Source organism: Pseudoalteromonas sp. US3C1013 (assembly GCF_048401115.1).
Lineage (GTDB): Bacteria > Pseudomonadota > Gammaproteobacteria > Enterobacterales > Alteromonadaceae > Pseudoalteromonas > Pseudoalteromonas undina.
Genome location: NZ_CP183075.1, coordinates 3011959 through 3036192, shown reverse-complemented (window position 1 = coordinate 3036192; position 24234 = coordinate 3011959). Strand labels below are relative to the sequence as shown.

The 24234-nt window shown below is 41.2% G+C and carries 26 protein-coding genes; 13 read left to right on the top strand and 13 right to left on the bottom strand.

Annotated elements, in window-relative coordinates; genetic code table 11:
• Positions 1-16 precede the first annotated feature (16 nt).
• The 3 genes from ACNSN2_RS14230 to ACNSN2_RS14220 are packed head-to-tail and all read right to left on the bottom strand — an operon-like array spanning position 17 to position 2501.
• The gene (locus ACNSN2_RS14230) at positions 17-1207 is read right to left on the bottom strand and encodes a dipeptidase (protein ID WP_193051264.1); all 1191 of its coding nucleotides are present in this window, start codon (positions 1205-1207) and stop codon (positions 17-19) included.
• Between the two features lie 59 nt (positions 1208-1266).
• A complete protein-coding gene (locus ACNSN2_RS14225; protein WP_008114225.1) occupies positions 1267-1512 on the bottom strand; it encodes a YheU family protein in 246 nt (81 codons plus the stop codon).
• Between the two features lie 2 nt (positions 1513-1514).
• Positions 1515-2501, bottom strand: coding sequence for a hydrolase (locus tag ACNSN2_RS14220; protein WP_075170821.1), 987 nt, complete (start codon positions 2499-2501; stop codon positions 1515-1517).
• A 588-nt stretch (positions 2502-3089) separates the two neighbouring features.
• Between ACNSN2_RS14220 and ACNSN2_RS14215 the strand changes: the two genes are divergently transcribed.
• Positions 3090-3590: a hypothetical protein gene (locus ACNSN2_RS14215; protein ID WP_010392329.1), complete on the top strand. Its 501-nt coding sequence runs from the start codon at positions 3090-3092 to the stop codon at positions 3588-3590.
• On the top strand, positions 3583-3804 hold the full coding sequence (locus ACNSN2_RS14210) for a helix-turn-helix transcriptional regulator (RefSeq protein WP_010392331.1): 222 nt from the start codon (positions 3583-3585) through the stop codon (positions 3802-3804). Before ACNSN2_RS14215 ends, ACNSN2_RS14210 begins: the two co-directional genes overlap by 8 nt.
• Positions 3805-3901: 97 nt before the next feature.
• Here the strand turns inward: ACNSN2_RS14210 and ACNSN2_RS14205 are convergent, their stop codons facing one another.
• Positions 3902-4318 carry a TIGR02444 family protein gene (locus ACNSN2_RS14205; RefSeq protein ID WP_418607820.1) on the bottom strand — a complete coding sequence of 139 codons (417 nt, stop codon included), beginning with the start codon at positions 4316-4318 and terminating at the stop codon, positions 3902-3904.
• A complete protein-coding gene (locus tag ACNSN2_RS14200; RefSeq protein ID WP_418607819.1) occupies positions 4305-6224 on the bottom strand; it encodes an ATP-binding cassette domain-containing protein in 1920 nt (639 codons plus the stop codon). The genes ACNSN2_RS14205 and ACNSN2_RS14200 overlap by 14 nt, the downstream gene beginning before the upstream one ends.
• Before the next feature lie 132 nt (positions 6225-6356).
• On the opposite strand from ACNSN2_RS14200, the gene ACNSN2_RS14195 reads away from it, so the two are divergent.
• Entirely contained in the window at positions 6357-6560 is a 204-nt protein-coding gene (locus ACNSN2_RS14195; protein ID WP_008114218.1) for a YheV family putative zinc ribbon protein, read from the top strand.
• Between the two features lie 17 nt (positions 6561-6577).
• On the opposite strand, the gene ACNSN2_RS14190 is transcribed toward ACNSN2_RS14195, so the two are convergent.
• Both ACNSN2_RS14190 and ACNSN2_RS14185 read right to left on the bottom strand, forming a co-directional pair.
• Positions 6578-6793: a SlyX family protein gene (locus ACNSN2_RS14190; protein ID WP_010392339.1), complete on the bottom strand. Its 216-nt coding sequence runs from the start codon at positions 6791-6793 to the stop codon at positions 6578-6580.
• Complete coding sequence (locus ACNSN2_RS14185; RefSeq protein ID WP_418607818.1) at positions 6780-7778, bottom strand: WD40 repeat domain-containing protein; 999 nt, start codon at positions 7776-7778, stop codon at positions 6780-6782. Before ACNSN2_RS14185 ends, ACNSN2_RS14190 begins: the two co-directional genes overlap by 14 nt.
• Before the next feature lie 195 nt (positions 7779-7973).
• Here ACNSN2_RS14185 and fkpA point away from each other — a divergent pair, with 195 nt between their 5' ends.
• Complete coding sequence (fkpA, locus tag ACNSN2_RS14180) at positions 7974-8726, top strand: FKBP-type peptidyl-prolyl cis-trans isomerase (RefSeq protein WP_021033142.1); 753 nt, start codon at positions 7974-7976, stop codon at positions 8724-8726.
• Between the two features lie 60 nt (positions 8727-8786).
• On the opposite strand, the gene ACNSN2_RS14175 is transcribed toward fkpA, so the two are convergent.
• Positions 8787-9257: an Rsd/AlgQ family anti-sigma factor gene (locus ACNSN2_RS14175; RefSeq protein ID WP_010392345.1), complete on the bottom strand. Its 471-nt coding sequence runs from the start codon at positions 9255-9257 to the stop codon at positions 8787-8789.
• Positions 9258-9761: 504 nt separating this feature from the next.
• Here ACNSN2_RS14175 and hemE point away from each other — a divergent pair.
• On the top strand, positions 9762-10826 hold the full coding sequence (gene hemE, locus ACNSN2_RS14170) for a uroporphyrinogen decarboxylase (RefSeq protein ID WP_418607815.1): 1065 nt from the start codon (positions 9762-9764) through the stop codon (positions 10824-10826).
• 69 nt (positions 10827-10895) lie between these two features.
• On the opposite strand, the gene sthA is transcribed toward hemE, so the two are convergent.
• Both sthA and ACNSN2_RS14160 read right to left on the bottom strand, forming a co-directional pair.
• Positions 10896-12326, bottom strand: a complete 1431-nt coding sequence (gene sthA / locus ACNSN2_RS14165; protein WP_041709585.1) for a Si-specific NAD(P)(+) transhydrogenase — start codon at positions 12324-12326, stop codon at positions 10896-10898.
• 13 nt (positions 12327-12339) lie between these two features.
• Positions 12340-13473, bottom strand: a complete 1134-nt coding sequence (locus ACNSN2_RS14160; RefSeq protein WP_054202812.1) for an acyl-CoA desaturase — start codon at positions 13471-13473, stop codon at positions 12340-12342.
• Positions 13474-13603: 130 nt separating this feature from the next.
• On the opposite strand from ACNSN2_RS14160, the gene fabR reads away from it, so the two are divergent.
• From fabR to ACNSN2_RS14130, 6 genes are all read left to right on the top strand, one after another.
• Positions 13604-14221: an HTH-type transcriptional repressor FabR gene (gene fabR / locus ACNSN2_RS14155; RefSeq protein WP_008114202.1), complete on the top strand. Its 618-nt coding sequence runs from the start codon at positions 13604-13606 to the stop codon at positions 14219-14221.
• Between the two features lie 396 nt (positions 14222-14617).
• Positions 14618-16171, top strand: a complete 1554-nt coding sequence (leuA, locus tag ACNSN2_RS14150; RefSeq protein WP_010392352.1) for a 2-isopropylmalate synthase — start codon at positions 14618-14620, stop codon at positions 16169-16171.
• Positions 16168-17244, top strand: coding sequence for a 3-isopropylmalate dehydrogenase (gene leuB / locus ACNSN2_RS14145; protein ID WP_054202813.1), 1077 nt, complete (start codon positions 16168-16170; stop codon positions 17242-17244). The genes leuA and leuB overlap by 4 nt, the downstream gene beginning before the upstream one ends.
• Before the next feature lie 56 nt (positions 17245-17300).
• Positions 17301-18701 (top strand): 3-isopropylmalate dehydratase large subunit, encoded by a 1401-nt coding sequence (leuC, locus tag ACNSN2_RS14140; RefSeq protein WP_138621521.1) that lies wholly within the window; start codon positions 17301-17303, stop codon positions 18699-18701.
• Positions 18701-19300 (top strand): 3-isopropylmalate dehydratase small subunit, encoded by a 600-nt coding sequence (gene leuD, locus ACNSN2_RS14135; RefSeq protein WP_054202815.1) that lies wholly within the window; start codon positions 18701-18703, stop codon positions 19298-19300. Before leuC ends, leuD begins: the two co-directional genes overlap by 1 nt.
• A 136-nt stretch (positions 19301-19436) precedes the next feature.
• Positions 19437-20033, top strand: coding sequence for a hypothetical protein (locus ACNSN2_RS14130; protein ID WP_008114191.1), 597 nt, complete (start codon positions 19437-19439; stop codon positions 20031-20033).
• Between the two features lie 67 nt (positions 20034-20100).
• Here ACNSN2_RS14130 and ACNSN2_RS14125 read toward each other — a convergent pair whose 3' ends face one another.
• On the bottom strand, positions 20101-20481 hold the full coding sequence (locus ACNSN2_RS14125) for a hypothetical protein (protein ID WP_418607811.1): 381 nt from the start codon (positions 20479-20481) through the stop codon (positions 20101-20103).
• Positions 20482-20576: 95 nt separating this feature from the next.
• Between ACNSN2_RS14125 and ACNSN2_RS14120 the strand changes: the two genes are divergently transcribed.
• Positions 20577-21020: a TerB family tellurite resistance protein gene (locus ACNSN2_RS14120; RefSeq protein WP_036980539.1), complete on the top strand. Its 444-nt coding sequence runs from the start codon at positions 20577-20579 to the stop codon at positions 21018-21020.
• 7 nt (positions 21021-21027) lie between these two features.
• Here the strand turns inward: ACNSN2_RS14120 and ACNSN2_RS14115 are convergent, their stop codons facing one another.
• Positions 21028-21594, bottom strand: coding sequence for an NADPH-dependent FMN reductase (locus ACNSN2_RS14115; RefSeq protein WP_054202817.1), 567 nt, complete (start codon positions 21592-21594; stop codon positions 21028-21030).
• Between the two features lie 117 nt (positions 21595-21711).
• Between ACNSN2_RS14115 and ACNSN2_RS14110 the strand changes: the two genes are divergently transcribed.
• The gene (locus ACNSN2_RS14110; protein WP_010392364.1) at positions 21712-22608 is read left to right on the top strand and encodes a LysR family transcriptional regulator; all 897 of its coding nucleotides are present in this window, start codon (positions 21712-21714) and stop codon (positions 22606-22608) included.
• Between the two features lie 5 nt (positions 22609-22613).
• Here the strand turns inward: ACNSN2_RS14110 and norR are convergent, their stop codons facing one another.
• A complete protein-coding gene (norR, locus tag ACNSN2_RS14105; RefSeq protein WP_418609076.1) occupies positions 22614-24179 on the bottom strand; it encodes a nitric oxide reductase transcriptional regulator NorR in 1566 nt (521 codons plus the stop codon).
• Positions 24180-24234 lie beyond the last annotated feature (55 nt).

Genomic DNA, 24234 nt, shown 5'->3' with positions numbered 1-24234 from the left:
GCCTAGCGCGTAAAGCTTAATGCGATTTTGCGTATTGCTCAGCTTGCTTCCACACTCTTAGTGTATTGCCGCTTAAAATCTTTTTAATATCGGTATCACTGTAACCTCTGTCCATCAAACCTTGAACTAGGTTAGGGTAGCTAGATACATCCTTTAAGCCGATAGGCAGTGAGTCACCTACACCGTCATAATCAGAGCCAATACCAACATGTTCGATACCAATTAGCTTCACAACGTGATCAATATGATCAAGAACTTGCTCAAGGCTAGCAAATGGAAATGGATTTTTAGCGCGGTACATCGCATCAAAATCTTTAGCTACTTTTTTGCCTTCTTCAGTAATTGTTTGTTTTTTACTTTTGAATTGATCGTACCAACTTCCGGCTTTTGAAGTAACAAAACTTGAACCAAAGTTAATTTGAATCACACCACCGTTCTTTTTAAGGGCTAACAGCATGTCGTCATTCATATTACGCTCAAAACCCGGCGTGTATTTACGTAGTGAAGAGTGTGACGCAATAACGGGTGTGTTAGACAATTCCATTACTTGATAAAATGCATCGTCCGAAATATGCGATACATCAATCAGCATGCCGATGTTATTCATCTCTTTTACTAGCTCTTTACCGAATGGGCTTAAGCCTTTCCACTTGCGACGAATATCGTATGATGAGTCAGAAATATGATTGCTTTGCGAGTGAGCTAGGGTGATGTAACGCACGCCACGATCAAAAAAGTGTTGTAGGTTTTTCATTTCGCCCTCGATAGGCGATCCGTTTTCCATACCCATGGCAATCGACATTTTACCTTGCGCAAATTGTGCTTCTATATCGCTTGTTGAGCTGGCAATGGCAAACTTATCTGGAGCACGAAACGCAATCGCTTCCATACCATCAATTAATTGATTCGCTAATTGAAAGCTTTTTCCTTTGCCTTCAAACTCTAAATGAGCAGGAATATAAATCGACATAAATGGCGCGTTTAAACCGCCTTTTACTGCACGAGGGTAATCAAAATCGCCGCCATCAGTGGCTTTAGTTACATCCGCCCATTTATCATGAATGCGGTAAGGTACATCAATGTGAGTGTCGATTAAAATGGTATCGTGAGCAAGCTTAATTGCTTTATCTGAAGGGGTTATTTCAGCGCTGACTGCGCCGGTTAATGCAATCGACATTGCAGCAACTAGTGAGCTTAGTTTTATCATTTATAATGGCTCTTTGAGTTAAAAAACCATTGTCTATTTTTACGCCGTGTCTGACAAGTTTACTCGTCGAATTGCGCTTCACTTTGCAGTGCTTTGAATTCACTTTTAGAGATTATGGTGACCGATTCGTGCAGTTCAGAGAAAAAAACCATGGCTTCACCGCTTTTTAATTGCTGATTTACTTGCGCCACTTTACTTTCAATACTGAATTCTTGTTCGCCATAATCTGTGCCTTCACGCAGTACATAGCTTTCAATTAGGTTGTACAGTGTGTCTTTATCAAGTTGTTCAAAAGGAATAATCATAGTCACTCTTTATCGGTGTTATTAAATACACATTGCTTAAAATAGTCAGGCACTACTTGCTCTAACCAATACACGGGCTTAAGTGGATTGTTACCGCTAATAAAGCCAACGTGGCCGCCTTTTTCAGAGATACGCAGCGTAACATGCTCACTTACATCCTGACTACTTGGAACCGCTTTAATCGACAGCATAGGGTCGTCTTTGGCATGAATAATTAGTGTAGGTGTCGCAATATCTTTTAAATATGGCATCGCACTGGCTTTTTTGTAGTAATCGTGTGCATTCTCAAAGCCATGCAACGGTGCTGTAAGCTGGTTATCGAACTCTAATAAATCGTCAATTTCCATTAATTGATCAGTAGTGATCGGTATCTGCTGTTTAATTTGCGGTAATTTACGTTGCATCGACTTTTTCATTCGATCGAGCAAATATTTTTGATAAATTTTACCTAAGCTTTTACGAATAACATCACTAGATGATGATAAATCATAGGGCGCAGATATCACGGCAGCTGCGTTAAGCGGGCAGTGAATGTTTTCTTCGCCTAAATACTTAGCCAGTACATTACCACCCAATGAAAAACCCACCGCTACAATAGGGCGATTTGGAAACTGTTGTTTTAAATGATTTATAAAAAAAGCTAAATCGGCGGTGTCGCCACTATGGTAGGCTCTTGGTAAGCGGTTTACTTCGGTTGAGCAGTTTCTAAAGTGCATCAATACGACAGCAAAGCCTTGCTTTTTTAATGCCTTCATCATGCCTTTGGCATAAAAACTGTTGATATTGCCTTCAAGTCCATGAAGTACCACTGCGAGTGGTGCTTTTTCGTTATGCGGGAGTGACCAAGCAAGCTCAATAAAGTCTCCGTCGGGCGTATCAAGTTGCGCAAGTTCGTAGCGAGTATGATGAAAAGGGCGGAAAAAACGCGGTATTATGGTTTGAACGTGTCGGTTGGTCATCCACCATGCGGGTTTGAACTTAGGGATCATGTCTGTACTACGCACTTTGCAATTAACGAAGCGCTAGTGTAGCAAATTTTTTATATTTAAAAATAAAAAGCGCCTAATCAGTAAACTAATAAGGCGCTTTGTGCGTCGTGCTTAATGCTGTTCTTTAATATCTGCATCGTGTACTTTTTTCATGAAAAAATACACAAAGAAGAGGCATAAACTAATAACGACGCCTAAAAATCCAAATGATAAAAATAGTACTGGGTCGCTAAAAAAATCTCTAAAGAATACGTCCATAATTGCCTCCTGATGTCTATGGGGTAATCATAGGCTGGCTCAGTGGTACTTGATATGATCCAGATCAAGCTATTTTACAGATTATAAAATGGGCAATGCAGATGTTGATTTTGATCAATAAAGTTAAGTCGATTTTGCACTTTTTAGTAAATTATCTGCGATTTTTTAATCACTTTTATAATAAAGATGGTCAGCAAAGTTCAGCTTTGAATAACCGTTGCTTTGTTTTAGGTTAAATAAAATAAACCTGGTGTTAAATATATTTGACATGGCTAAAAAGTGAACTCATAGTTTAAAAGTCAAAAATATTTTACTTGGAGTTAGCTTTATATGACTCGTTCAGAGCACTTTAAAGAACTTTTACAAAGCATAAGTTTTAGAGAACTGACGCTGAGTATCGATTTACTAGTAAGCGTGTACATATCTTACTTTTATGTAAACAGCCTAATGAATGCGAGTACGCAGCAGCTTAGTTCTGTTTCTTGGTTATCTGGCTTATTGCTACAGGTGTTAATTTATTCTGTGATACTTATAGTATTGAGCTATTTATTACTTACATTTATCAGTGATAATGAATTAAATCAGCCACCTGATGTGAGAGAAAAGCAAATAAATTTAGTGGGTTATAAATACAAGGCCATAATCTTACAGGCGGGAATTTGTGTTGCTATTTTTCAATATCAAATTGAAGCTAATAACTGGGGCCCAGCTATCGAATATAATATTCCATATTTACCAATGCATATCATGGTAGGCGCTTTTTTGATTGCCGAAATAGTCAATTACATAGCGCAGCTTTATAAAGGCAGAACGGGTGATATCTATGAGTGAGTATGCAATAACTAACTCTATTCGAACATTACGCTTTTTACGCGATGAAATGACGCAAAAGCAGTTAGCAGATGCTATTGGCGTAACGCGGCAAACGGTAATGGCAATTGAGGCAAATAAATATTCACCCACTTTAGAGGTGGCTTTTAAAATTTCTTTAGTTTTTAACTTACCTTTAGAAGAGGTATTTCAATACAAAACTAAAGATATATAGCTTGGTGTATAAAAGTAAACCAAAGTAACCATGTATATAAGAGCTAATATTCATAATATAAATGGCTTTATGATCTGATGAAATGAATAGTGAAAAATTATGTCAAATATTTATCGCTGTTATTGGGCGTTGCACAAGGTGTTAAATTCATACTATTAACTTCATCAATCAATATTTTCTGTTGCTGCTTTTCTAATTTTAGCTCGGCACCGAGAAGTGCTTTTCGAATTGCGGCGTAATCTGTAACCTCGGTTTTATTGGCTTTTAAATAGGCACGTGTGGCTCGTAGTGGCTTCAATGCCTGCTTATCAAACTCACTAATTGATTGTTCAAGCTTGCTTAGCTGTGTTTGGTTAATAGCTAGATTGAGAGAATCTAAGTAATACAGCAACAAGCATAGGTTGACGTTTTTACCTAGCTGGTTTTGATAATCCAACAGGCGCGTTTGCATGTCACCTTTGCTGTAAAGGTTACATGCAAACTGCCAAAAATCATTGCTGTTAAGCAAGTGCATCGGCGAATGCCTGCTCTTTTTGTTCCATTTCTTCAAGGGCCATAAGTAGCTCTTCTTCAACATCGTTAAGTTTAGGCGTGAGTGTGGCTTGTTTAGTAATTAACTCTTTAAGCTTGCCTTTATTTTCGTCGTTATAGAGAGTGTTATCGCCTAGCGCCTCTTCAACGTCAGCTAGTTCTGCAGCAAATTTATCTAATTGCTTTTCAAGTTTTTCAATTTGCTTTTTCAGCGGCTGAATCGCTTTTCTAAACTCGGCTTCTAAGCGCTTTTGCTCTTTACGGTTAACTTGTGAATGGGCTTTTGGCTCTTCGTAGGTGTCGTTTTTAGCGGCTTCTTTATTAGCATTAAGCAGCCACTGATAATATGCATCTAGGTCGTAGCCAAATTGGGTGACCTCGCCATTATCAACTAAATAAAATTCATCGGCGGTATTTTTAAGCATATGACGGTCATGCGATACCGTGACCATAGCGCCTTCAAAGCCTTGTAATGCCATAACTAAAGCGTGGCGCATTTCTAAATCAAGGTGGTTGGTTGGCTCATCGAGTAGTAGTAAATTTGGTTTTTGATAAACCAACATAGCCAGTACTAAACGGGCTTTTTCACCGCCTGAAAACGGTGCTACAGGGTCGAGTGCTTTATCGCCTACAAAGGCAAAACCGCCTAAAAAGTCACGCAATGATTGTTCGCTGGCTTTTGGGTTTAAGCGTTGCAGGTGGGTGACGGCACTGGCTTTTAAATCTAGAGACTCCAGTTGATGCTGCGCAAAGTAGCCAATGTTTAAGCCTTGATGCTGAAACACTTCACCTGCTTGAGGTTGTAAGTCACCTGATAGTAATTTAATCAGTGTTGATTTACCTGCGCCATTTCTGCCAAGTAGTGCAATACGGCTGCCTGGTACTAAGTTCAGCTTAATACTGTTTAAAATGGTGACATCGCCATAACCGGCTTTGGCTTTGTCGAGTGTCATTAACGGGTTAGGCAGAGCGGTTGGCTCGGCAAATTCAAAATCAAATGGCGAGTCAACGTGTGCTGGGGCAAGTTTTTCCATTCGCTCTAGCGCTTTAACACGGCTTTGTGCCTGTTTGGCTTTACTAGCTTTGGCTTTAAAGCGGGTAATGAACTGCTCAAGATGCGCTATTTGTTCTTGTTGTTTTTCAAACATGGCTTGCTGCTGCAATAGGCGCTCAGCTTTTTGGCGTTCAAACTGCGAGTAGTTACCTTTGTACACATTAATAAGTTGTTTATCTATATGCCAAATTTGATCAACCACAGCATCTAAAAACTCACGATCATGAGAAATAAGTACTAGCGTGCCGGTGTAGGCACGTAAAAAACGCTCGAGCCAATACACGGCATCTAAATCTAGGTGGTTTGTTGGCTCATCCAGTAATAGTAAGTCGGCATCGCGAATAAGCGCTTGGGCTAAGTTTAAGCGCATGCGCCAACCACCCGAAAATGCACTAACCGGGTTTTCTATTTGATTATTAGCAAAGCCTAAACCATGTAACAGCTCACCTGCCTTGGCTTCTATGCTATAGCCTTTAATGTTTTCAAGCTGAATATGCACTTTAGCTTGAGTGTCGCCATCGTTATTTTGCTCGGCTTCACGCAGCGCAATTCGTAGCGCATAATATTCAGGGTGGCCTTGCAGTACGTAATCTATGGCGCTTATTTCAAGGGCGGGGGTTTCTTGCTTTACCGAGGCCAGTGACCAATCTTTAGGAATACTGTAATTACCGCCATCTAACGAAAGCTCAGACTTTAATAAACTAAATAGCGTTGACTTACCACAGCCATTGGCACCAACAAGGCCTACTTTGTGCTCTGGAAATAATGTAGCCGATGCATTTTTTAATAAAGCTTTGCCACCGCGAAGCAGTTCTATTTCTGAGATTTGGATCATAAATACGTTACTTTACTGTGCCTTGATTGAATTGCCGCCATTATAACACGGATCTTATTAGCCATATCAATCGTATCAAGTAGGCAAATATTGCGATAAAATAACGTCAGTCAAAATGGTAGGAAAAGCGAAGTGAAACATAAAAAACGATTTATTGCTGGAGCAACGTGTCCTGAGTGTAAAACCATGGATATGTTAATGCTTTACAAAGAGCACGACGTAGAAAAAGTTGAATGTATGCAGTGTGGCCATAAAATGGCTCAACCAGAGCAGGCTGTGCAGGCATCAACACGCCAATTTGAACAGATCATTGGCGTGTTTAATCCAGGCGATTAGTGCCTTGTTAGTGCTGCTTAATAATGCGGCGGCGGTGGCTCTGGCATATTCGACATCATAGGCTGTGATGACTGCGACTCTTTAAGTTTTTCAGCCAGCAACTCGGTTTGGCGCTTTATTTTTGCCATCTGTTGCTGGTGAACTTTTATTTCATCATTTAAAATTTCAATCGTTTCGTCTTGAAAAGCCACTTTAGCCTCAAGCTCCATTAACCGATGTTCAATTGTGTTCATTTGGTTCTCGTATAATAAAGCGCTCAGCGATTCCGCTTGAGCTTTCAGTTAACAATGATTTACCGTTATCTGTAAATGTCACATCAAGTACCACTGCCGATTTTGGCTTACTGCCTTCTCTTGGGGTCACTTGCCATGTTTGAATTTTTTCACCACTGTTTAGCTGCCATAAATCCACTCGTTTGTTGGGTGAACCGGTTGCTAATAAAGTGCCTTGGTCGTTAAAGCGCACCGCAGTAAAAATTTTCTGACGCGCAATATACTTTAGTTTACTAACAAGGTCACCTGTAGTCAGCTTCCATACATTTGCTTGTGCCATACTGTCGGCGGTAAAAGCATAACGTCCTTGAGGATCTAAAGCGACTTGGGTTACTCGGGTTGGGTGATTAAAGCGATGGATAACTTGTCCACTTTGGGTATCCCATAAGTAGGCCACATAATCGTTTGAGCCGCTCAATGCATAGCGCCCATTAGGTGATAGGTCTACGGTGTTTACTTTATCTTGGTGGCCTAAAAATTCAATGCGTCTGCCAGTGTTAAGGTTTATAAATACCACAACGCCATCGCTGCGCCCGTAAATAACACTGTTGCCTTGGTTACTAATGGCAATATCGCGGATGCTGGCTTTTTGTATTTTGTAAAAGCCTTTATTTTTGCCTGAGGCTATATCCCAAACGGCAAAGGTGGTTTTTTCGGCGGTAACAGCCACGCTATTATCAAAAGCAATGGCTACGGCATAAACTAAGCTATCTTCAGCCTGTTGTTGAAACCATTGGTATTTAAGCGCTTGCTGTTGATTATCCCAAAGGGCGGCCCCATGATTGATAGAAGACACTAAGCTGTATTGACCATCATGCGATAGTGCGGATGAGAAAGCACCTTGTGCTGTGTGCTCAAAACTAGCCACTGCTTGTTGTTTTTCATCACTACATGCAATTGTTAATAAACAGCAGGTAGCAACTAAAAAAGTACGAAATAACGACATATTACAGGTATTTCCTCTTAACTCTTCGTGACTGAGAGGTTAGACTAGGTTGCGAAAAACGCCTAGGTTGTTTGTCTAATCACTGGATATGTTTTTAGTTTAGCTATTAAACAAGCAGCCTACCATGTAGGCCGTTAATCTTTAACTAGTAATATTACAATAAATGACAACTGCAAAGTGTGTCGGAGATTTAAAATGAGAAAGACGATTAAATTGTCATTGATTGCAGCGTCAGTTTTAGCGCTTACAGCTTGTAATCAAGAAGCAAAAAAAGAGCAAGCAGACGTTAAGCTAGATACTGTAGCGCAACAACAAGCATACGGTATTGGTGCATCTGTAGGTAACTTTTTAAATAAAGACCTAGCAGATAAAAAAGAGATTGGTATCGAATTAGATCAAGCATTATTAATGCGTGGCTTTGAAGATGCACTTGCTGGTAATGCTAAAATTGACGAAGAGAAAATTCGTGAAGTATTAACAGCATTAGATGAGTCAGTGCGTACTAAACAAGAAGAAAAAGCAAAAGTAGAGTCTGAAAAAAGCAAAGTTGAGGGTGAAAAATACCTAACTGAAAATGCTAAAAAAGAAGGCGTAATGGTTACTGAGTCTGGTTTACAGTACGAAGTAATGAGCGAAGGCGAAGGCGCTAAGCCAGTAGCGACTGACGTAGTTAAAGTGCATTATAAAGGTACTCTTTTAGACGGTACTGAATTTGATAGCTCTTACTCACGCAACGAGCCAACAACTTTTCCACTAAACCGTGTTATTCCTGGTTGGACTGAAGGTTTACAACTTATGACTGTTGGTTCTAAGTACAAATTTACCATTCCTTCAGATCTTGCTTACGGTGATCGTGATTTAGGTAAAATTCCTGCTAATTCAACACTTATTTTTGAAGTTGAATTATTAGAAATTCAAAATGATGCAGAAGCTGCCGCTGCAGAATAAGTATTTATATAAAACAAAAAAGGGACCTTAGGTCCCTTTTTTATTGCACTGAATAACTAATTAGTCAGTGTGGTTAGAATATAAGTTATCAATTAACTCATCTTCAAGTGCAAAGCGCGCTTCGAGTGCTTCACCAATAACCGATAGGTCATTATCAAATCCTACTAACAAATCTTCTGCGTCTACTTCAGCGTATTTGTCATTGAAATCTAGAGCAATGTCAGTGGTATCTGAAATACGTGGGTATATAGTATTTGCTAGTTGTTGGCTTTCTAAGCCTTTCTTTTCGCAAGCTTTAGCAATATCGTCGTACACTTCAAAGTGGCCGGCCGATAGGTAATCCATTAAGATTTGGCAAAATGCTTGAATTTGTGATGGTTCAGGCAAAGATTGATCTTTTTTCTCGTAAGGTGAAAAGCCTGCAATTTTACAATAAAGCACAATCAGCTCTTGGCGTTCGTTTAACCAATTGTCGATGACCGTATGGCTACCCCCCCACTTTTGTTGAGCTTTTTCTACACGCTTCAGCATAATTCTTCTCCTAAGCTGGGTTGGATTTTTAATTGGTAATAAAGTTTCTATCATCCAAGATATATTTAATTGGCGTGTATATCAACAAGTAAAATAGATGTAGTACCACAGAGGGTTTTGTTTAAGGTATAAGTTGTAAGTAATTTATTTCAGGCAAGAAAAAACCACCTGTTACGGTGGTTTAATTTCTTTATTAGACTTGTTTAAACAAGCATTCTTATTTTTATTAGAGATTTTTATTATTTTTGTATTAACAATTTTTGTTATTGTTTTGTTAACGCGGGAGTAACAATACCAAGCTTTTTTAAATGTTGCAAATAGTTTAATGAAAAGTTTTTATTATTAACGTTTGCTTGGTTGTTTTATATACAAAATAAAATGAAAACTAAAAATTACTTGATCTAGCGCTACTCTAAGGCGATTTAATCGCTTAGCGATAGAGGGGCCGCAAATATGGTGGTACAATCTTGCACAATTTCTAAAAGCCCTAGGACTCTATACGCTATGAGCGAATTAAAAAACGACCGTTATTTACGTGCCCTTGCCAAGCAACCTGTTGATGTCACGCCAGTATGGATGATGCGTCAAGCTGGACGTTATTTACCTGAATACCGTGCTACACGTGCACAAGCGGGCGATTTTATGAGCCTGTGTAGAAATGCTGAGTTAGCCTGTGAAGTAACTTTACAGCCTCTGCGCCGTTACCCGTTAGATGCCGCTATTTTATTTAGTGATATTTTAACTATTCCCGATGCAATGGGATTAGGTTTGTACTTTGAAACAGGTGAAGGCCCTAAGTTTGAACGCCCAATCTCATCATTAGCCGATGTTAAAAAAATTCCAAAACTTGATCCTACCGATGAGCTTGGCTACGTAATGAATGCTGTAAGCGCTATTCGTCGTGAGCTTAAAGGTGAAGTGCCATTAATTGGTTTCTCGGGTTCACCTTGGACACTTGCAACTTATATGGTTGAAGGCGGAAGCAGTAAGGTTTTTGGTAAAATCAAAAAAATGGCGTTTGCTGAGCCACAAACACTGCATTTATTGCTTGATAAGCTAGCTGATTCAGTGATTGATTACTTAAACGCGCAAGTTAAAGCGGGTGCACAATCGCTGATGATATTTGATTCGTGGGGCGGTGTATTGAGCCCGCGTGACTACAATGAGTTTTCACTGCAGTATATGCATAAAATCGTTGATGGTTTAATTCGCGAAAATGATGGCCGTAAAGTACCGGTTACTTTATTCACTAAAAATGGTGGCCAATGGATTGAGGCAATTGCAGCAACAGGTTGTGATGCAGTAGGCCTAGATTGGACTATTAATATTGGTGATGCCAAACGTCGTGTTGGCGATAAAGTGGCACTACAAGGCAATATGGATCCTTCAATGCTACACGGCACGCCAGATCGTATTCGCCAAGAAGTCGGCACTATTTTAGAAGACTTTGGCACTGGCAATGGTCATGTATTTAACTTAGGTCATGGTATTACACCTGATGTTGATCCAGAAAATGCGGGTGTATTTATTAACGCTGTGCATGAGCTAAGTGCACAATATCATAAGTAAGTTGTGAACTAGCAATAAAAAGCCCGCTAATTAGCGGGCTTTTTTGTGCAAACTATTTTACTTAAGTTTTTACTTAAACAAGCGGTTTAAACCATTTAATGCCGCAACTCGATAAGCTTCTGCCATTGTTGGGTAGTTAAACGTAGTATTTACAAAGTAGTCGATGGTATTGCCACCATTTTTTTGTTCCATTATAGCTTGGCCAATGTGAACAATCTCAGAAGCACGCTCACCAAAGCAATGCACGCCAAGTACTTCTTTGGTTTCTGTATGGAACAATATTTTTAAACTACCCACATCGGTACCTGCAATTTGCGCACGGGCTAAGTGTTTAAATTGCGCACGCCCCACTTCATACGGTACCTTTGCGGCAGTTAATTGCTGCTCTGTTTTACCAACAGAACTCATTTCAGGAATAGTATAAATACCGGCTGGAATATCAATAATCAGCTTTTCATCGCAGTTACCAGAAGCGATGGCATCTGCGGCAATCCGGCCTTGGTCAAATGCCGCACTAGCAAGGCTTGGGTAGCCAATAACATCGCCTACTGCGTATACATTGTCTATTTCTGTTTGGTAGGTTTCGTTTACTTTTACTTGTCCGCGGCTATCTGCTTTTAAGCCAATCGCTTCTAAATTCAGTGTATCGGTATTACCAGTACGGCCATTGGCAAATAAAATGCAGTCAGCCTTTACACGTTTACCTGATTTTAAATGCATAACAACACAGTCATCGCGGGTTTCAATGCGATCAAATTCTTCGTTATGACGAATAACAATGCCACTATTCCAAAAGTGATAGCTAAGCGCATCAGATATTTCAGCATCCATAAACGCAAGTAGGCGATCGCGAGTATTTACTAAATCAACCTTTGCACCTAGCCCTTTAAAGATAGATGCGTATTCACAGCCAATTACACCCGCGCCGTATATAAGTACGCGATGAGGATCGTGTTCAAGGCCTAAAATTGTGTCACTTTCATAAATACGCGAATGGGTGAAATCAACACCTGGTGGGCGATAAGGGCGTGAGCCGGTAGCAATAACAATAGTTTGTGCAGTTAGGCGTTCAGTTGAACCGTCATTACGTCTAATTTCAATAGTGTGCTTATCAACAAAGCTAGCATCGCCTTGAAACATATGAATGCGGTTACGATCGTAAAAGCTGCTGCGTAAGTTTGATTGCTTTGAAATTACCGAGCTGGCATGGCGTAAAATATCTGGAAAGGTAAGTCTTACCGGGCGCTCACCTACGTTAAACAAAGGGTTTGCTTTGTATTCAATATAGCGACTAACCGAATGGCGAAGTGCCTTTGAAGGAATGGTTCCCCAGTGAACACAACCACCACCAACAGCAGTTTGGCGTTCAATAACCGCTACTTTTTTGTTACTTTTAGAGAGGTTCATAGCGGTCCCTTCACCGCCAGGACCCGTGCCAATAATGATTGCATCATATTGGTAGCTCACGGGTACTTTTTTCTTTTCTGGTTGTTTGGCCACAGCCACTCCTATTTTAACTAAAAGAGGCTTTTAATAACCTCGCATTAAGTGCTAGCCATGCCTGTTTTTGTGTTTCCCAGGCGGCTTCAAGCTCGTGATATTGTGCCATTAATGCCGACTTTTCACACTGCTTTGCCATATTATTTTTTTTAGCTTCCAACACTTGTTTTTGTAATGAGCAATAATTTTGCAGCTTTTTAAGCAACAAATCGTACTCTTGTTGTAATAATGTAAGCTTATCTTGCGCTAAAGGCAATTTTGCAAGGCGACCTTGTGTTTTGCTCATTAAGGTTTCTGCTTTAGCTTTTTCAATGCGCTCAACCGGTGTACGCTTTAATTTACTCGCTAAACCAATGGCAGCGAGTGAGCGGATCATCCATTTTGTTGGGTCGTAATGAAACCATTTAATGCCATTGCGGTAATCGCTGGCAAAAATATGATGGAAGTTATGATAACCCTCACCGTAGGTAAATAGTGCTAAAAAGCCATTGTCTCTCGCGGTATTTTTTTCAGTGTAAGGGCGTGAACCCCAAATGTGTGCTACTGAGTTAATAAAAAAGGTAAAGTGCTGACTCAGCACTAAACGCAATAAGCCAGCTAACAGTAACATGCCCCATACATCACCAAGCATTAAGCCGAGTACTAGCGGTAAACCAACATTCATGGCAATTACCAATTTTAAGTAATGCTTGTGCTGCCACATAACAATTTTATTTCGCTGTAAATCACGACAGTTACTGTAATCATCGTAGCTGTCGCCTTGGTAGTCACGTAGCATCCAACCAATGTGGCTATACCAAAAGCCATTTGTGGCGGCATAAGGGTCTTTAACTGGGTCATCAACCTGACCATGGTGAATTCGATGATCGCTACTCCAATGCAATGCACTGTTTTGTAGCGCAAAGGCACCACCAAGGGCAAAAATAAATTCAACCACAGGGTGAGCGTTGTAAGTTTTGTGCGCCCATAAACGATGGTAGCCCGCGGTGATCGATAATCCCGCAAAAAACATGCAAGCTACAAAAGCAACCCACTGCGTGCCTGTAAAGCCATAGTTAAACCCATACCAAGGTACAAGTGTAATAGCAGCCAAAAACGTCAGGCTAAAGAAAAGGACGTTGGTCCATATAATCGGTGGTTTTTTCATGTTTCTCATTTCTCAGCGTACAACTGTACGCTAAAATAATATTTCAATCTGCTGCCGTCAAGTATTAGACTGTACTATTAGCTATTTTTTTAATTAAAAATTTATTACAAATTCACTCAGGGAGCTGTTGATGTCGGGTGTTAGAGCACAACAGAAACAAAAAACACGACAAGCATTAATTGAAGCTGCATTTAATCAACTTAGTGCTGATCATAGCTTTTCTAATTTAAGCTTGCGTGAAGTAGCACGCGAAGCTGGTATTGCGCCTACCTCTTTTTATCGTCACTTTAAAGATATGAACGAGTTGGGCTTAACCATGGTTGATGAAGCGGGTTTAACCCTGCGCCAGCTGATGCGTCAAGCACGCAGACGAATAGCCAGTGGTGGCAGTGTCATCAACACCTCTGTGGTTACTTTTATGGAGTTTATTGATAACTCAAGCAATCAGTTTAGACTTTTGCTGCGTGAACGCTCAGGTACCTCAAAAGCATTTAGAGCAGCAGTGGCACGTGAAGTAAAACACTTTATTTTAGAACTCGCACATTATTTAGAAAGTGAAACCCCCTGCGATGCTATTCATGCGTATATTCAGGCAGAAGCCATGGTTACTTTGGTATTTAATGCAGGCGCTGAAGCGCTCGATATTGAAGGTCAGCAACGCGATGAACTGATTGAGCGAGTTATATGGCAGTTACGTTATATTACGCGCGGCGCGTCAAATTACGTACGTGCTGAAAATAAAGAATAAATATTAAAAAAGTTAAAATAAGCGCTGTATTTTACAGCGCTTATTAATTTAAACCTGCTCTAGGTTTAAGTTGGATATTTTATTCTGCTATCCATTTTTTTTTGAATTTTAAATCCCCAGAAAGTCCCCTTTAATTATTTGTTTGGTATTTTTATGCTTGCGCCAACTGCGTTGCAATGATAAAAATAAGCCTCATTGGACACACACACAAGAAAACAGATGCAAACTATTCGCTTAATTACACTAAACCTAAACCTCTTACTGCTGTGGCAAGTGAGCGGGGATTAGTGTGTTTGCATTGAGTTAAACATTAAAAACCCCGCAACCGCGGGGTTTTTTTTATCTCGCTGCAGGGATAAATCGAAATTTGGGTAATACAGGAATTGAGGGGCAGTTATGCAACAGCAAGATAAAGTATGGATTTTTGATACCACCTTACGTGATGGTGAGCAGGCACTAAAAGCAAGCCTAACAGAAGACGATAAAGTTCAACTGGCGCATACCATTAGCCGCTTAAATGTGGATGTAATGGAAGTGGGGTTTCCGGTGTCGAGCCCAGCTGACTTTCGCTCAGTGCAACGTATTGCCACCGAGGTTAAAGGCCCTATTATTTGTGGCTTAGCTCGCTCGGTTGCCAAAGATATCGAGGCCTGTGGCGATGCGCTGCGCGCTGCACAGCAAAGCCGTATTCATACTTTTATTGCCACCAGCCCGCTTCATCTTGAACACAAGTTGCGTATGAGTCTTGATGATGCCACTGCAATGGCTGTTAAATCTATTAAATTAGCGCGTAACTATACCGATGATGTTGAGTTTTCGTGTGAAGATGCTGGGCGTACACCGCATTGGGATTTATGCAAAATTGTTGAGCAAGCAATTAACGCCGGTGCATCAACAATTAATTTGCCAGATACAGTCGGTTTTGTAACTCCAGATGAATACGCAGCAATGATCCGTCATTTAATGAATAACGTGCCAAATATAGATAAAGCGCGTTTAAGTGTGCATTGCCACAACGATTTAGGTTTAGCCGTTGCCAACTCCGTGGCCGCAGTGCAAGCCGGTGCACGCCAAATTGAATGCACCATTAATGGTATAGGTGAGCGTGCGGGGAACTGTTCACTTGAAGAAGTGGCAATGATCATGAAAATGCGTAAAGACCACTTAAACGTATATACCGACATAAAAAGCGAAGAAATTTATCGCGCCTCTCGTCAAGTGGCCAAAATTTGTAATATGCCGGTACAGCCAAATAAAGCGATTGTTGGCGAAAATGCCTTTGCTCACAGCTCAGGTATTCATCAAGACGGTGTATTAAAAGCGCAAAACACGTATGAAATTATGTCACCAGAAAGTGTTGGTGTACCAAGTAATCAATTAAACATGACCTCACGCTCAGGCCGTCATGTTATAGAGCACCGCTTAGAAGAATTAGGCTATCAAAAATCAGATTACGACATGGATAGCTTATACCAAAGTTTCGTTGCGCTGGCTGATCAAAAAGGCACAGTATACGACTACGACCTAGAGGCCATGATTTACTTTAATCAAATTAACGACAAAGACGAAAAGTACCAGTTAGAGTTTGTTAACTCTGCGTCTAATTCACAATCGGTGGCCAGCTCAACCATAGGCTTGCTGATTGATGGCGAAGCAAAACAAGAAGCCGCAACAGGTAATGGTCCAGTTGAAGCTTCGTTTGCTGCTATTGAGCGCTTAACAGGTATGAGTGTTGAAATGATTGAATACAATTTAGAGGCCACCGGCCAAGGCGCTAGCTCATTGGGGCAAGTGAATATTATTGCTAAATATGATGGTCGTCCCTATCACGGTGCTGGTATTGCGGCCGATGTGGTCGAAGCCTCAGTACGGGCTATGGTTCGGGTTTATAACTTAATTTATCGAGCACAAAAAGTGTCTGATTTAAAACAACAAAGGAAAGCAGGATGAGTAAAACACATTACAGCGTTGCCGTATTAGCAGGCGACGGTATTGGCCCAGAAGTTATGGCAGCTGCAGAGCAAGTACTTGACGCAGTCAGTGATAAATTTGGTTTTACTCTGAACCGTGAGCATCACGCGATTGGCGGCGCAGCCATTGATGAATTTGGCAAAGCACTTCCTGATACAACTTTAAAAGCCTGTGAAAACGCCGATGCTATTTTATTTGGCTCCGTGGGTGGCCCTAAGTGGGAGCATTTACCACCGAATGATCAACCAGAGCGCGCGTCATTGTTACCACTACGAAAGCACTTTGGTTTGTTTTGTAACTTACGTCCTGCTCAATTGTTACCCGCATTAAGCGCAGCATCACCACTTCGTGCTGATATTAGTGAAAAAGGCTTTGATATTTTGTGTGTGCGTGAGCTAACCGGCGGTATTTATTTTGGTGAAAAAGGTCGCAGTGGCGAAGGTGCTGAAGAAGCGGCATTTGACACCCAAACATACTCGCGTAAAGAAATTGAGCGTATTGCACGTTTTGCTTTTGAGGCCGCTAAATTGCGCAGCAATCATGTAACCTCGGTTGATAAAGCCAATGTTTTAGCATCAAGTGTACTTTGGCGTGAAGTAGTCACTGAAGTGAGTAAAGAGTTTCCTGAGGTGAGCTTAGATTATATTTATGTAGATAATGCAGCGATGCAGCTAGTTAAACAGCCTAGCCAGTTTGATGTATTACTGTGCGATAACTTATTTGGCGACATTTTATCGGACGAATGCGCGATGATCACCGGCTCCATGGGGCTATTACCTTCGGCTAGCTTAAATCAATCAGGCTTTGGCTTGTATGAACCCGCGGGTGGCTCAGCGCCCGATATCGCCGGAAAAGGGGTCGCTAACCCTATTGCACAAATTTTAAGTGCCGCATTAATGTTACGTTATTCATTAGGACAAGATGAAGCGGCTCGCACCATTGAAAAAGCAGTTGCAGAGGCGGTTGAAGCGGGTGTGGGGACGCCTGATATTTATCCGCAGGGCGGCTATACCACCACCGATGTTGCAGCGGCTATCGTTTCACGCATTTAATTATTAAAGCCACAGCACCGTTAGGCTGTGGCTCAATCAGATCAGGGAGTTAGCAAGTGGCTCAAACTTTATACAATAAAATTTGGCAAGCACACACGGTTGCCAGCATCAACGAGCAAACCGATTTACTTTATATTGACCGTCATTTAGTACACGAAGTGACGTCGCCACAAGCATTTGCAGGTTTACGTGAAAAAAATCGTAAAGTGCGCTGTCCAGAAAAAACCATTGCGACCATGGATCATAATGTTTCAACTAAAAGCCGTTCATTAGATGCAGCCAGCGAAGTCTCTAAAAATCAACTAATGGCACTGGATGCAAACTGTAAAGAATTTGGTATTTTGCTGTACGACTTAAATTCAGTAAATCAAGGTATAGTACATGTGATTGGCCCAGAGCAAGGGATCACTTTGCCAGGCACCACCATAGTATGCGGCGATAGTCATACCTCAACCCACGGCGCGTTTGGAGCGCTTGCCCATGGTATTGGAACCTCAGAAGTTGAGCACGTATTAGCTACGCAAACGCTACAGCAAAAAAAGGCTAAGTCGTTAAAAATTCAAATTAACGGTGTGTTACGCCCAACAGTAACTGCTAAAGATTTAATTATGGCGGTTATAGGTAAACTAGGCACTGCTGGTGGTACGGGTTATGTGGCTGAATTTTGTGGCGAAGGCATAGAGGCGCTTTCGATGGAAGCGCGCATGACGTTGTGTAACATGAGTATTGAAATGGGTGCCAAGGCAGGTTTAATTGCCCCAGATAAAATCACTTACGAGTACTTAAAAGGCCGCCCGTTTGCACCAAAAGGCGCTGATTTTGACGCCGCTGTTGCCTACTGGGAAACTTTAAAAACTGATGATGGCGCAACCTTTGACTTAGAGGTAGAGCTAGATGCTGCTAATATTCAACCACAGATCACCTGGGGGACTAACCCAGAGCAAGTGATTGGCGTTGACGAATGTATTCCAGATCCAGACAAAGAAACTGATTTAATTAAAGCTGATGCCATTCGTAGTGCACTTAAATACATGGGTTTAAAAGCGGGCGATAAGTTATCAACTGCCAAAGTAGATACAGTATTTATTGGCTCATGTACCAACAGCCGCATTGAAGATTTACGCGCCGCTGCAAAAATTGTTGAAGGCAAGCAAGTGGTTGCTGGCATTGAAGCATTAATTGTTCCGGGCTCAGGCTTGGTTAAACAACAAGCAGAAGACGAAGGCCTTGCCGACATATTTAAAGCTGCAGGATTTGAATGGCGTGAGCCAGGTTGTTCTATGTGTTTAGCAATGAATGACGACCGTTTAGGTGCAGGTAAACGCTGTGCATCTACATCTAACCGTAATTTTGAAGGACGCCAAGGGCGAGGTGGGCGTACACACTTAGTGAGCCCAGCAATGGCGGCAGCGGCAGCAATACATGGCCACTTTGTTGATATTAGAGGAGAAGCCTAATGAGTACTTATTTTAGCGGCTTAATGGCCCCACTAGATAAAAACAATGTCGATACCGACCAAATTATTCCTAAGCAGTTTTTAACTTCAACTAGCCGTGACGGCTTTGATGCGGCCTTGTTTTACGATTGGCGTTATTTAGATAATGGTGAGGCAAACCCTGAATTTATTTTAAATCGTCCTTGTTACCAAGGCGCACAAATATTGTTAACGCGCGATAACTTTGGTTGTGGTTCATCACGTGAACACGCACCATGGGCATTAAAGCAATATGGGTTTGAAGTAATTTTAGCTGAAAGCTTTGCTGATATTTTCTTTAATAACTGTGGCAATAACCAAATGCTTGCTATTGCATTGCCAGCGCAAATATTAGAAGACTTATTTGTGTTAAGTGAGCAGCATGACGATATTCACATTGATGTGGATTTAGAAAACCAGCAATTGCGCAGCAATAAATTTGCGCCAATCAGCTTTGATATTCGCAAAGACGTGAAAGAGCGTTTATTAAGTGGCTTAGACTTTATCGGTGTAACCGAGACCTTAAACCCGCAAATTGATGCGTTTGAAGCAAAGCTTGCCGCTGAGCGTCCTTGGCAATAGTGGCTTAAAAGTTATTAAATAATGAAACGCGGCATAAGCCGCGTTTTTTATTGCTGTCAGATGCTGTTCATCGTGATTACTGTCTTTGTGTTTGTTTAAACGCTAAGCTAATTTTTTACATGTTTAGGGATACATTATGAAATTATTAACAGCTGCAGCACTAATGCTTGCATCAACCGCTGCAATAGCACGCCCAGCGCCTTTAGTATCAATTCCAAGCCATGATGGCTTTTTTGATAATATTGCTGCCCATTGTGGTAAAGCTTTTGAAGGTAAAGTAACGGTTGATAATGCCACAGGGCCGAGTTCATTTGCCGATAAAAAATTAGTTATGCATGTGCGTAAGTGTAATGAACGTGAGCTACAAGTGCCGTTTCATGTGGGTGATGACGCCTCACGTACGTGGATCATTACTAAAACAGGCAGTGGGTTGAGCTTAAAGCACGATCACCGCCATAAAGATGGTACTGATGATGTATCAACTATGTATGGTGGTCATACTTTGGATGCGGGTTTTGCTAACATGCAGTCATTCCCTGCTGATCAGTATTCAAAAGAGTTATTTGTTAGCCAAGGCATACCACAATCGGTTGGCAATACATGGCAAATGTATATTTACCCTGAAAAGTTCACTTACCGACTTATTCGCCAAGGTCGCGAATTTCGCGTGGATTTTGATTTAACTAAGCCTATCACACCACCGGCTGCACCGTGGGGATATGGTGTTAACTAATCTGTTTTTATATTAAAACCACTGGCTGTTTTAATGCTCAGTGGTTTTATGGAAACATAATGAGATGTTATTTCTTTGAGGTTTTTTCTGCAGGCATTTCACACTGCACAAATACACTCAGTGGTGGCTGATAAGCGCGTGGTTTAGTTGGAAAGCGCTCATACTCTTGCACGCCTTCAGTTATTTTTAACATGAAAGGGTTATCGCGACATAAACGGTTTGCGTGGCGCAATAAAAACACACTTTGGTTTCTAAAATGTGGGTAGTCATCAGACTGTATTTCTAAGTGGTAATTGTTAGTGTCTATTTGAGTTTGCTTGTAATGCACCTTTTCATCAAAGTCATAGAGTCGCTGCATTTCAGTTTGCTCTGCCGACACATTCGAACACGCTGTTAAAAATACCCAGCTAATACTTCCATATATATAATGATTTGCTTTTCTGCTCATAAACCTTTAACTCCATCTTGATTTTGGGTAGTGTGATCAGCATATCTATTACACCCGTTATGATATAAGTCTAACACCCAAAAAGGGGAAATGTGATGTTCAAGCAAATTAAACAGCTTTTTTCGAGTATTGATCAGCAAGATTATGATATTGAACAACATGATTTAAAAACAGCGGTTGCCGCGTTATTAATTGAGGTAATGCGAGCGGATAACGATTTACAGGCAGATGAGCAGCATACGCTAAGTCTGACATTAAAAAAGTATTTTGATTTAACTGATGAAGCAGTCGATGAGCTAACTGAGCAGGCAAGTTCGAGCTTAGATGACGCCATTGATTATTTTCAATTTTCAAAGCAAATTAATAATCAATGCAGTGCAAAGCAGCGCATTGAAATAGTTGAACTACTCTGGCGATTAGCATACTCAGATGGTGAACTTGATCCACAAGAAGAATACGTTATTCGTCGTGTTGCAAACCTATTGTACGTTACCCATGAAGACTTTATTGCTGCAAAGCTTGCAGCAACAAAGTTGTAGCGAATGTTTATTTTAGTTTACTTGCTACGCTAACCAACTGCTGCGCAAGGCCGGCTACTTTTTCAGCGGTAGCAGGGTCGTTAATACGGCCGTTTTCGTCTAACAAAGTATGAATAGCCGGTACAGCTAATTGATTGGCTAATACTAAACTGCCAATGCCAGATAAAATATCACGCACGTGATTTAAGCCACGTAAGCCGCCAAGTCCACCTGGTGATGCTGCATATAATGCGGTTACTTTATTTGCAAATGCAGGCTCTGCGCCTTGTTCGGTGCGAGATGCCCAATCAATGGCATTTTTTAACACCGCGGTAATAGAACCATTATATTCTGGGCTGGCCAGTAAAATACCATCGGCTGTGCGCAGTTTGTCCTTTAATTGTTGTACGCCGGCTGGTGTGCCTTGTGCTTCTAAATCTTCATCAAACATTGGTATGGCTAAGTCTGCAAGTTTAATCACTTCCACTTCAGCGCCACTTTCTAGTGCAAAACGTGCAGCTTCATTAATAAGTTTTTGATGGAAGCTGTCTTTACGTAAGCTACCTGCTAGGGCAATAATTTTTGGTGTAGTCATGAGTTGATCCTGATGCTGATTATCTATAGGTATGACTTTAACAAATAATCACTTGCAGAAAAGCCAAATAAACGCAAAACTTGTGTGCATATATGCACAGTTTAAAGAGTGGTTACCATGGCAATTCAATTTGATGATTGGCAAGATCTTAAGGTTGCTTTTGAGGTGGCGCGGTTAGGTACTTTAACTGCAGCAGCCGAAGCGCTAGATGTGCATCATAGCACGGTGCTCAGACGAATTAATAACTTAGAAAAAAGCTTAAATGCGCGATTATTCCACCGCCATGCTCGTGGCTACAAAGTCACAGAGATTGGCGCTAAGTTATTTACCACAGCACAAGCAATTAACGGTGAGCTAGAGCGTTTACACAGTGACATAATTGCAGCAGATAGTACCTTACAAGGTAGTTTGTTACTCACCACTGTGAGTGGTTTTATAGATGTATTAAGTGAGGTATGCGAGCAGTTTCAAACCTTGCATCCGCAAGTGCAATTACAAGTGATTATGGATCAAAAGCGTTTGCGCTTAGACCATGGCCAAGCACATATCGCTGTAAGAGCAGGCCCTAGACCGGATGAAGGTGATTATATTGCGCAGCACTTGGCGGCACTCTCGTCAGGATTTTATGCCTCAAAACATTACATTAGTCGTTATGGCTTGCCACAAACGTTAGCACAACTCTCGGTGCATAATTTTGTATCGGGTGTGGCTGGGTATAATGGCAAAGTGCCATATTTTTCGTGGGTTGATGAAAATATTCCCTCGTCGCAAGTTAAACTTAGAGTATCAGAAACCTCAGAGGCTACTCGCGCCATCGTTAAGGGGCTAGGGATTGGCGGATTACAACATGATGTTGCAGCGCAATACTCTGATTTAGTGCCTGTATTACCTAACGAACTTAGTTGGCCTACTGACTTATGGTTAGTGACGCATCATTTAGTGCATCGTACTGCGAAAGTGCAAGCGTTTAGTCAGTTATTAAAAACCTATTTTAAGCAGCGTAAATTAAGTTAAAAAAGCTACAACGATTTTTTTATAGAAATACCCAAGCGCTTGGCTAGCCGTGTTAAGTTAGCGCGGTCGACCTGTAAACTACGCGCTGTGCTTGCCCAGTTATAATTATGTTGTTTAAGTTGCTGTATAATAAGCTGCTGAGTGTAAGTATCGGTGGCTTGTTTTAACGAAATGTTGTTTGTTAAAGGTGTGGTTGCAAGCTGGTTTGAGTGTTCAAGAGCTAAGGTGTTAACAGCGCTTAAGTTTAGCTCGCAATGCTCTGGCTGAATAGTAATAATTGGCTGCTGCCATTGATGCTGTTTAGCTTTTAATGCGGCGCGATTAATAACATGTTCCAGCTCTCTTACATTGCCAGGCCAGTCATATTTTTTTAGCAGTAATTGCGTTTCAATGCTGAGTTTTAGCTGTTTAATCGCAAGCTTACGAGCTGTTTTTTCCAAAAAATAACCGGCTAATAAAATAACATCTTCATCACGGGCTTTTAACGGCGCCACGCTTAACGGGTACACACTTAGGCGATGATATAAGTCGGCGCGAAATCGCCCCTGTTCTACTTCGTGTTTCAAATCACGGTTAGTGGCTGCAATCACTCTAACATCAACATATTTAAGTTCATCTTCACCAACGGTTTGTACTTCGCCACTTTGCAGTACCCGTAATAATTTACTTTGCATTGCCAGTGGTAGCTCGCCTATTTCATCCAAAAATAAGGTACCGCCATCGGCTAACTGAAACTTACCTTGGCGAGCATTTTGTGCCCCCGTAAAGGCGCCTTTTGCATGGCCAAAAAATTCACTTTCGGCGAGGTTTTCAGGCAGTGATGCACAATTTAAATGGATCAATGGCTGATCTTTGCGTGCTGAATGCAAGTGAATATTACGCGCCACCAACTCTTTGCCGACCCCAGTATCACCTAAAATTAATACACTAAAATTAGAGGCTGCAACCAGCTTTATTTCGTTTTTAAGGGTTTGTATTACTGGGCTTTGGCCAATAATTTCACCACCATCACGCTTGAGCGCCTCACGGTTTAACTCTTGTACTAATTCACTTGAGTGCTGGGCATGTTGTTTGTAATGGGCAAGCTCTAGGGCTGTTTTAAAGTGCGCACTGCACAAGGTTTGTAAGGTATTAAGCGTATCAGCGGTAATGCCGTCAAACGCATCAGCGTTTAGGCTATCAAAGGTCAAAATACCAAGCAGCGAATCTTTATCATAAAGCGGTAACCCTAAGCAGGCATGCACTGGAATATCACCCGTTTTAGCTAGTAGTAAGCCGTCATATGGGTCTGGAAGCGGGCAGTCATGTGCAAATTGCAGTGCCAAGCGGTGATTACAAATAGCATCTAGGCGAGGATGCTCTGCAATGTTAAAGCGCCTGCCTAAGCTATCAGGCATTAAACCTTTAATCGCTAAAGGTTTTAATTGCTCGCCTTGGCGAATTAACAAGGCGCTAGCATTACTTGGAATAACACGTTCAACTGTGGCTAAGAGCTGCTCAAAACTGTGGGCATGTAAGGTGCTTTGTGCAAGCTCCAAGGCAACTCGAGTCAGATTGAGTTGTTGGTTCATGTCAAAATGACCTGTTAGTGTATTTAATTGGTTTTTATAGTAGGTCATAAAGACT

Excerpts from the sequence above, each read along its gene's own strand:
- ACNSN2_RS14225 (WP_008114225.1), bottom strand. The coding sequence starts at position 1,512 with ATGATTATTCCTTTTGAACAACTTGATAAAGACACACTGTACAACCTA.
- ACNSN2_RS14185 (WP_418607818.1), bottom strand. The coding sequence starts at position 7,778 with ATGTCGTTATTTCGTACTTTTTTAGTTGCTACCTGCTGTTTATTAACA.
- ACNSN2_RS14205 (WP_418607820.1), bottom strand. The coding sequence starts at position 4,318 with ATGCACTTGCTTAACAGCAATGATTTTTGGCAGTTTGCATGTAACCTT.
- ACNSN2_RS14130 (WP_008114191.1), top strand. The coding sequence starts at position 19,437 with ATGAAATTATTAACAGCTGCAGCACTAATGCTTGCATCAACCGCTGCA.
- fkpA (WP_021033142.1), top strand. The coding sequence starts at position 7,974 with ATGAGAAAGACGATTAAATTGTCATTGATTGCAGCGTCAGTTTTAGCG.
- leuA (WP_010392352.1), top strand. The coding sequence starts at position 14,618 with ATGCAACAGCAAGATAAAGTATGGATTTTTGATACCACCTTACGTGAT.
- ACNSN2_RS14120 (WP_036980539.1), top strand. The coding sequence starts at position 20,577 with ATGTTCAAGCAAATTAAACAGCTTTTTTCGAGTATTGATCAGCAAGAT.
- ACNSN2_RS14220 (WP_075170821.1), bottom strand. The coding sequence starts at position 2,501 with ATGATCCCTAAGTTCAAACCCGCATGGTGGATGACCAACCGACACGTT.
- ACNSN2_RS14160 (WP_054202812.1), bottom strand. The coding sequence starts at position 13,473 with ATGAAAAAACCACCGATTATATGGACCAACGTCCTTTTCTTTAGCCTG.
- fabR (WP_008114202.1), top strand. The coding sequence starts at position 13,604 with ATGTCGGGTGTTAGAGCACAACAGAAACAAAAAACACGACAAGCATTA.
- leuB (WP_054202813.1), top strand. The coding sequence starts at position 16,168 with ATGAGTAAAACACATTACAGCGTTGCCGTATTAGCAGGCGACGGTATT.
- ACNSN2_RS14200 (WP_418607819.1), bottom strand. The coding sequence starts at position 6,224 with ATGATCCAAATCTCAGAAATAGAACTGCTTCGCGGTGGCAAAGCTTTA.
- ACNSN2_RS14110 (WP_010392364.1), top strand. The coding sequence starts at position 21,712 with ATGGCAATTCAATTTGATGATTGGCAAGATCTTAAGGTTGCTTTTGAG.
- ACNSN2_RS14215 (WP_010392329.1), top strand. The coding sequence starts at position 3,090 with ATGACTCGTTCAGAGCACTTTAAAGAACTTTTACAAAGCATAAGTTTT.
- hemE (WP_418607815.1), top strand. The coding sequence starts at position 9,762 with ATGAGCGAATTAAAAAACGACCGTTATTTACGTGCCCTTGCCAAGCAA.
- ACNSN2_RS14115 (WP_054202817.1), bottom strand. The coding sequence starts at position 21,594 with ATGACTACACCAAAAATTATTGCCCTAGCAGGTAGCTTACGTAAAGAC.
- ACNSN2_RS14230 (WP_193051264.1), bottom strand. The coding sequence starts at position 1,207 with ATGATAAAACTAAGCTCACTAGTTGCTGCAATGTCGATTGCATTAACC.
- norR (WP_418609076.1), bottom strand. The coding sequence starts at position 24,179 with ATGAACCAACAACTCAATCTGACTCGAGTTGCCTTGGAGCTTGCACAA.
- leuD (WP_054202815.1), top strand. The coding sequence starts at position 18,701 with ATGAGTACTTATTTTAGCGGCTTAATGGCCCCACTAGATAAAAACAAT.
- ACNSN2_RS14210 (WP_010392331.1), top strand. The coding sequence starts at position 3,583 with ATGAGTGAGTATGCAATAACTAACTCTATTCGAACATTACGCTTTTTA.
- ACNSN2_RS14125 (WP_418607811.1), bottom strand. The coding sequence starts at position 20,481 with ATGAGCAGAAAAGCAAATCATTATATATATGGAAGTATTAGCTGGGTA.
- ACNSN2_RS14190 (WP_010392339.1), bottom strand. The coding sequence starts at position 6,793 with ATGAACACAATTGAACATCGGTTAATGGAGCTTGAGGCTAAAGTGGCT.
- ACNSN2_RS14175 (WP_010392345.1), bottom strand. The coding sequence starts at position 9,257 with ATGCTGAAGCGTGTAGAAAAAGCTCAACAAAAGTGGGGGGGTAGCCAT.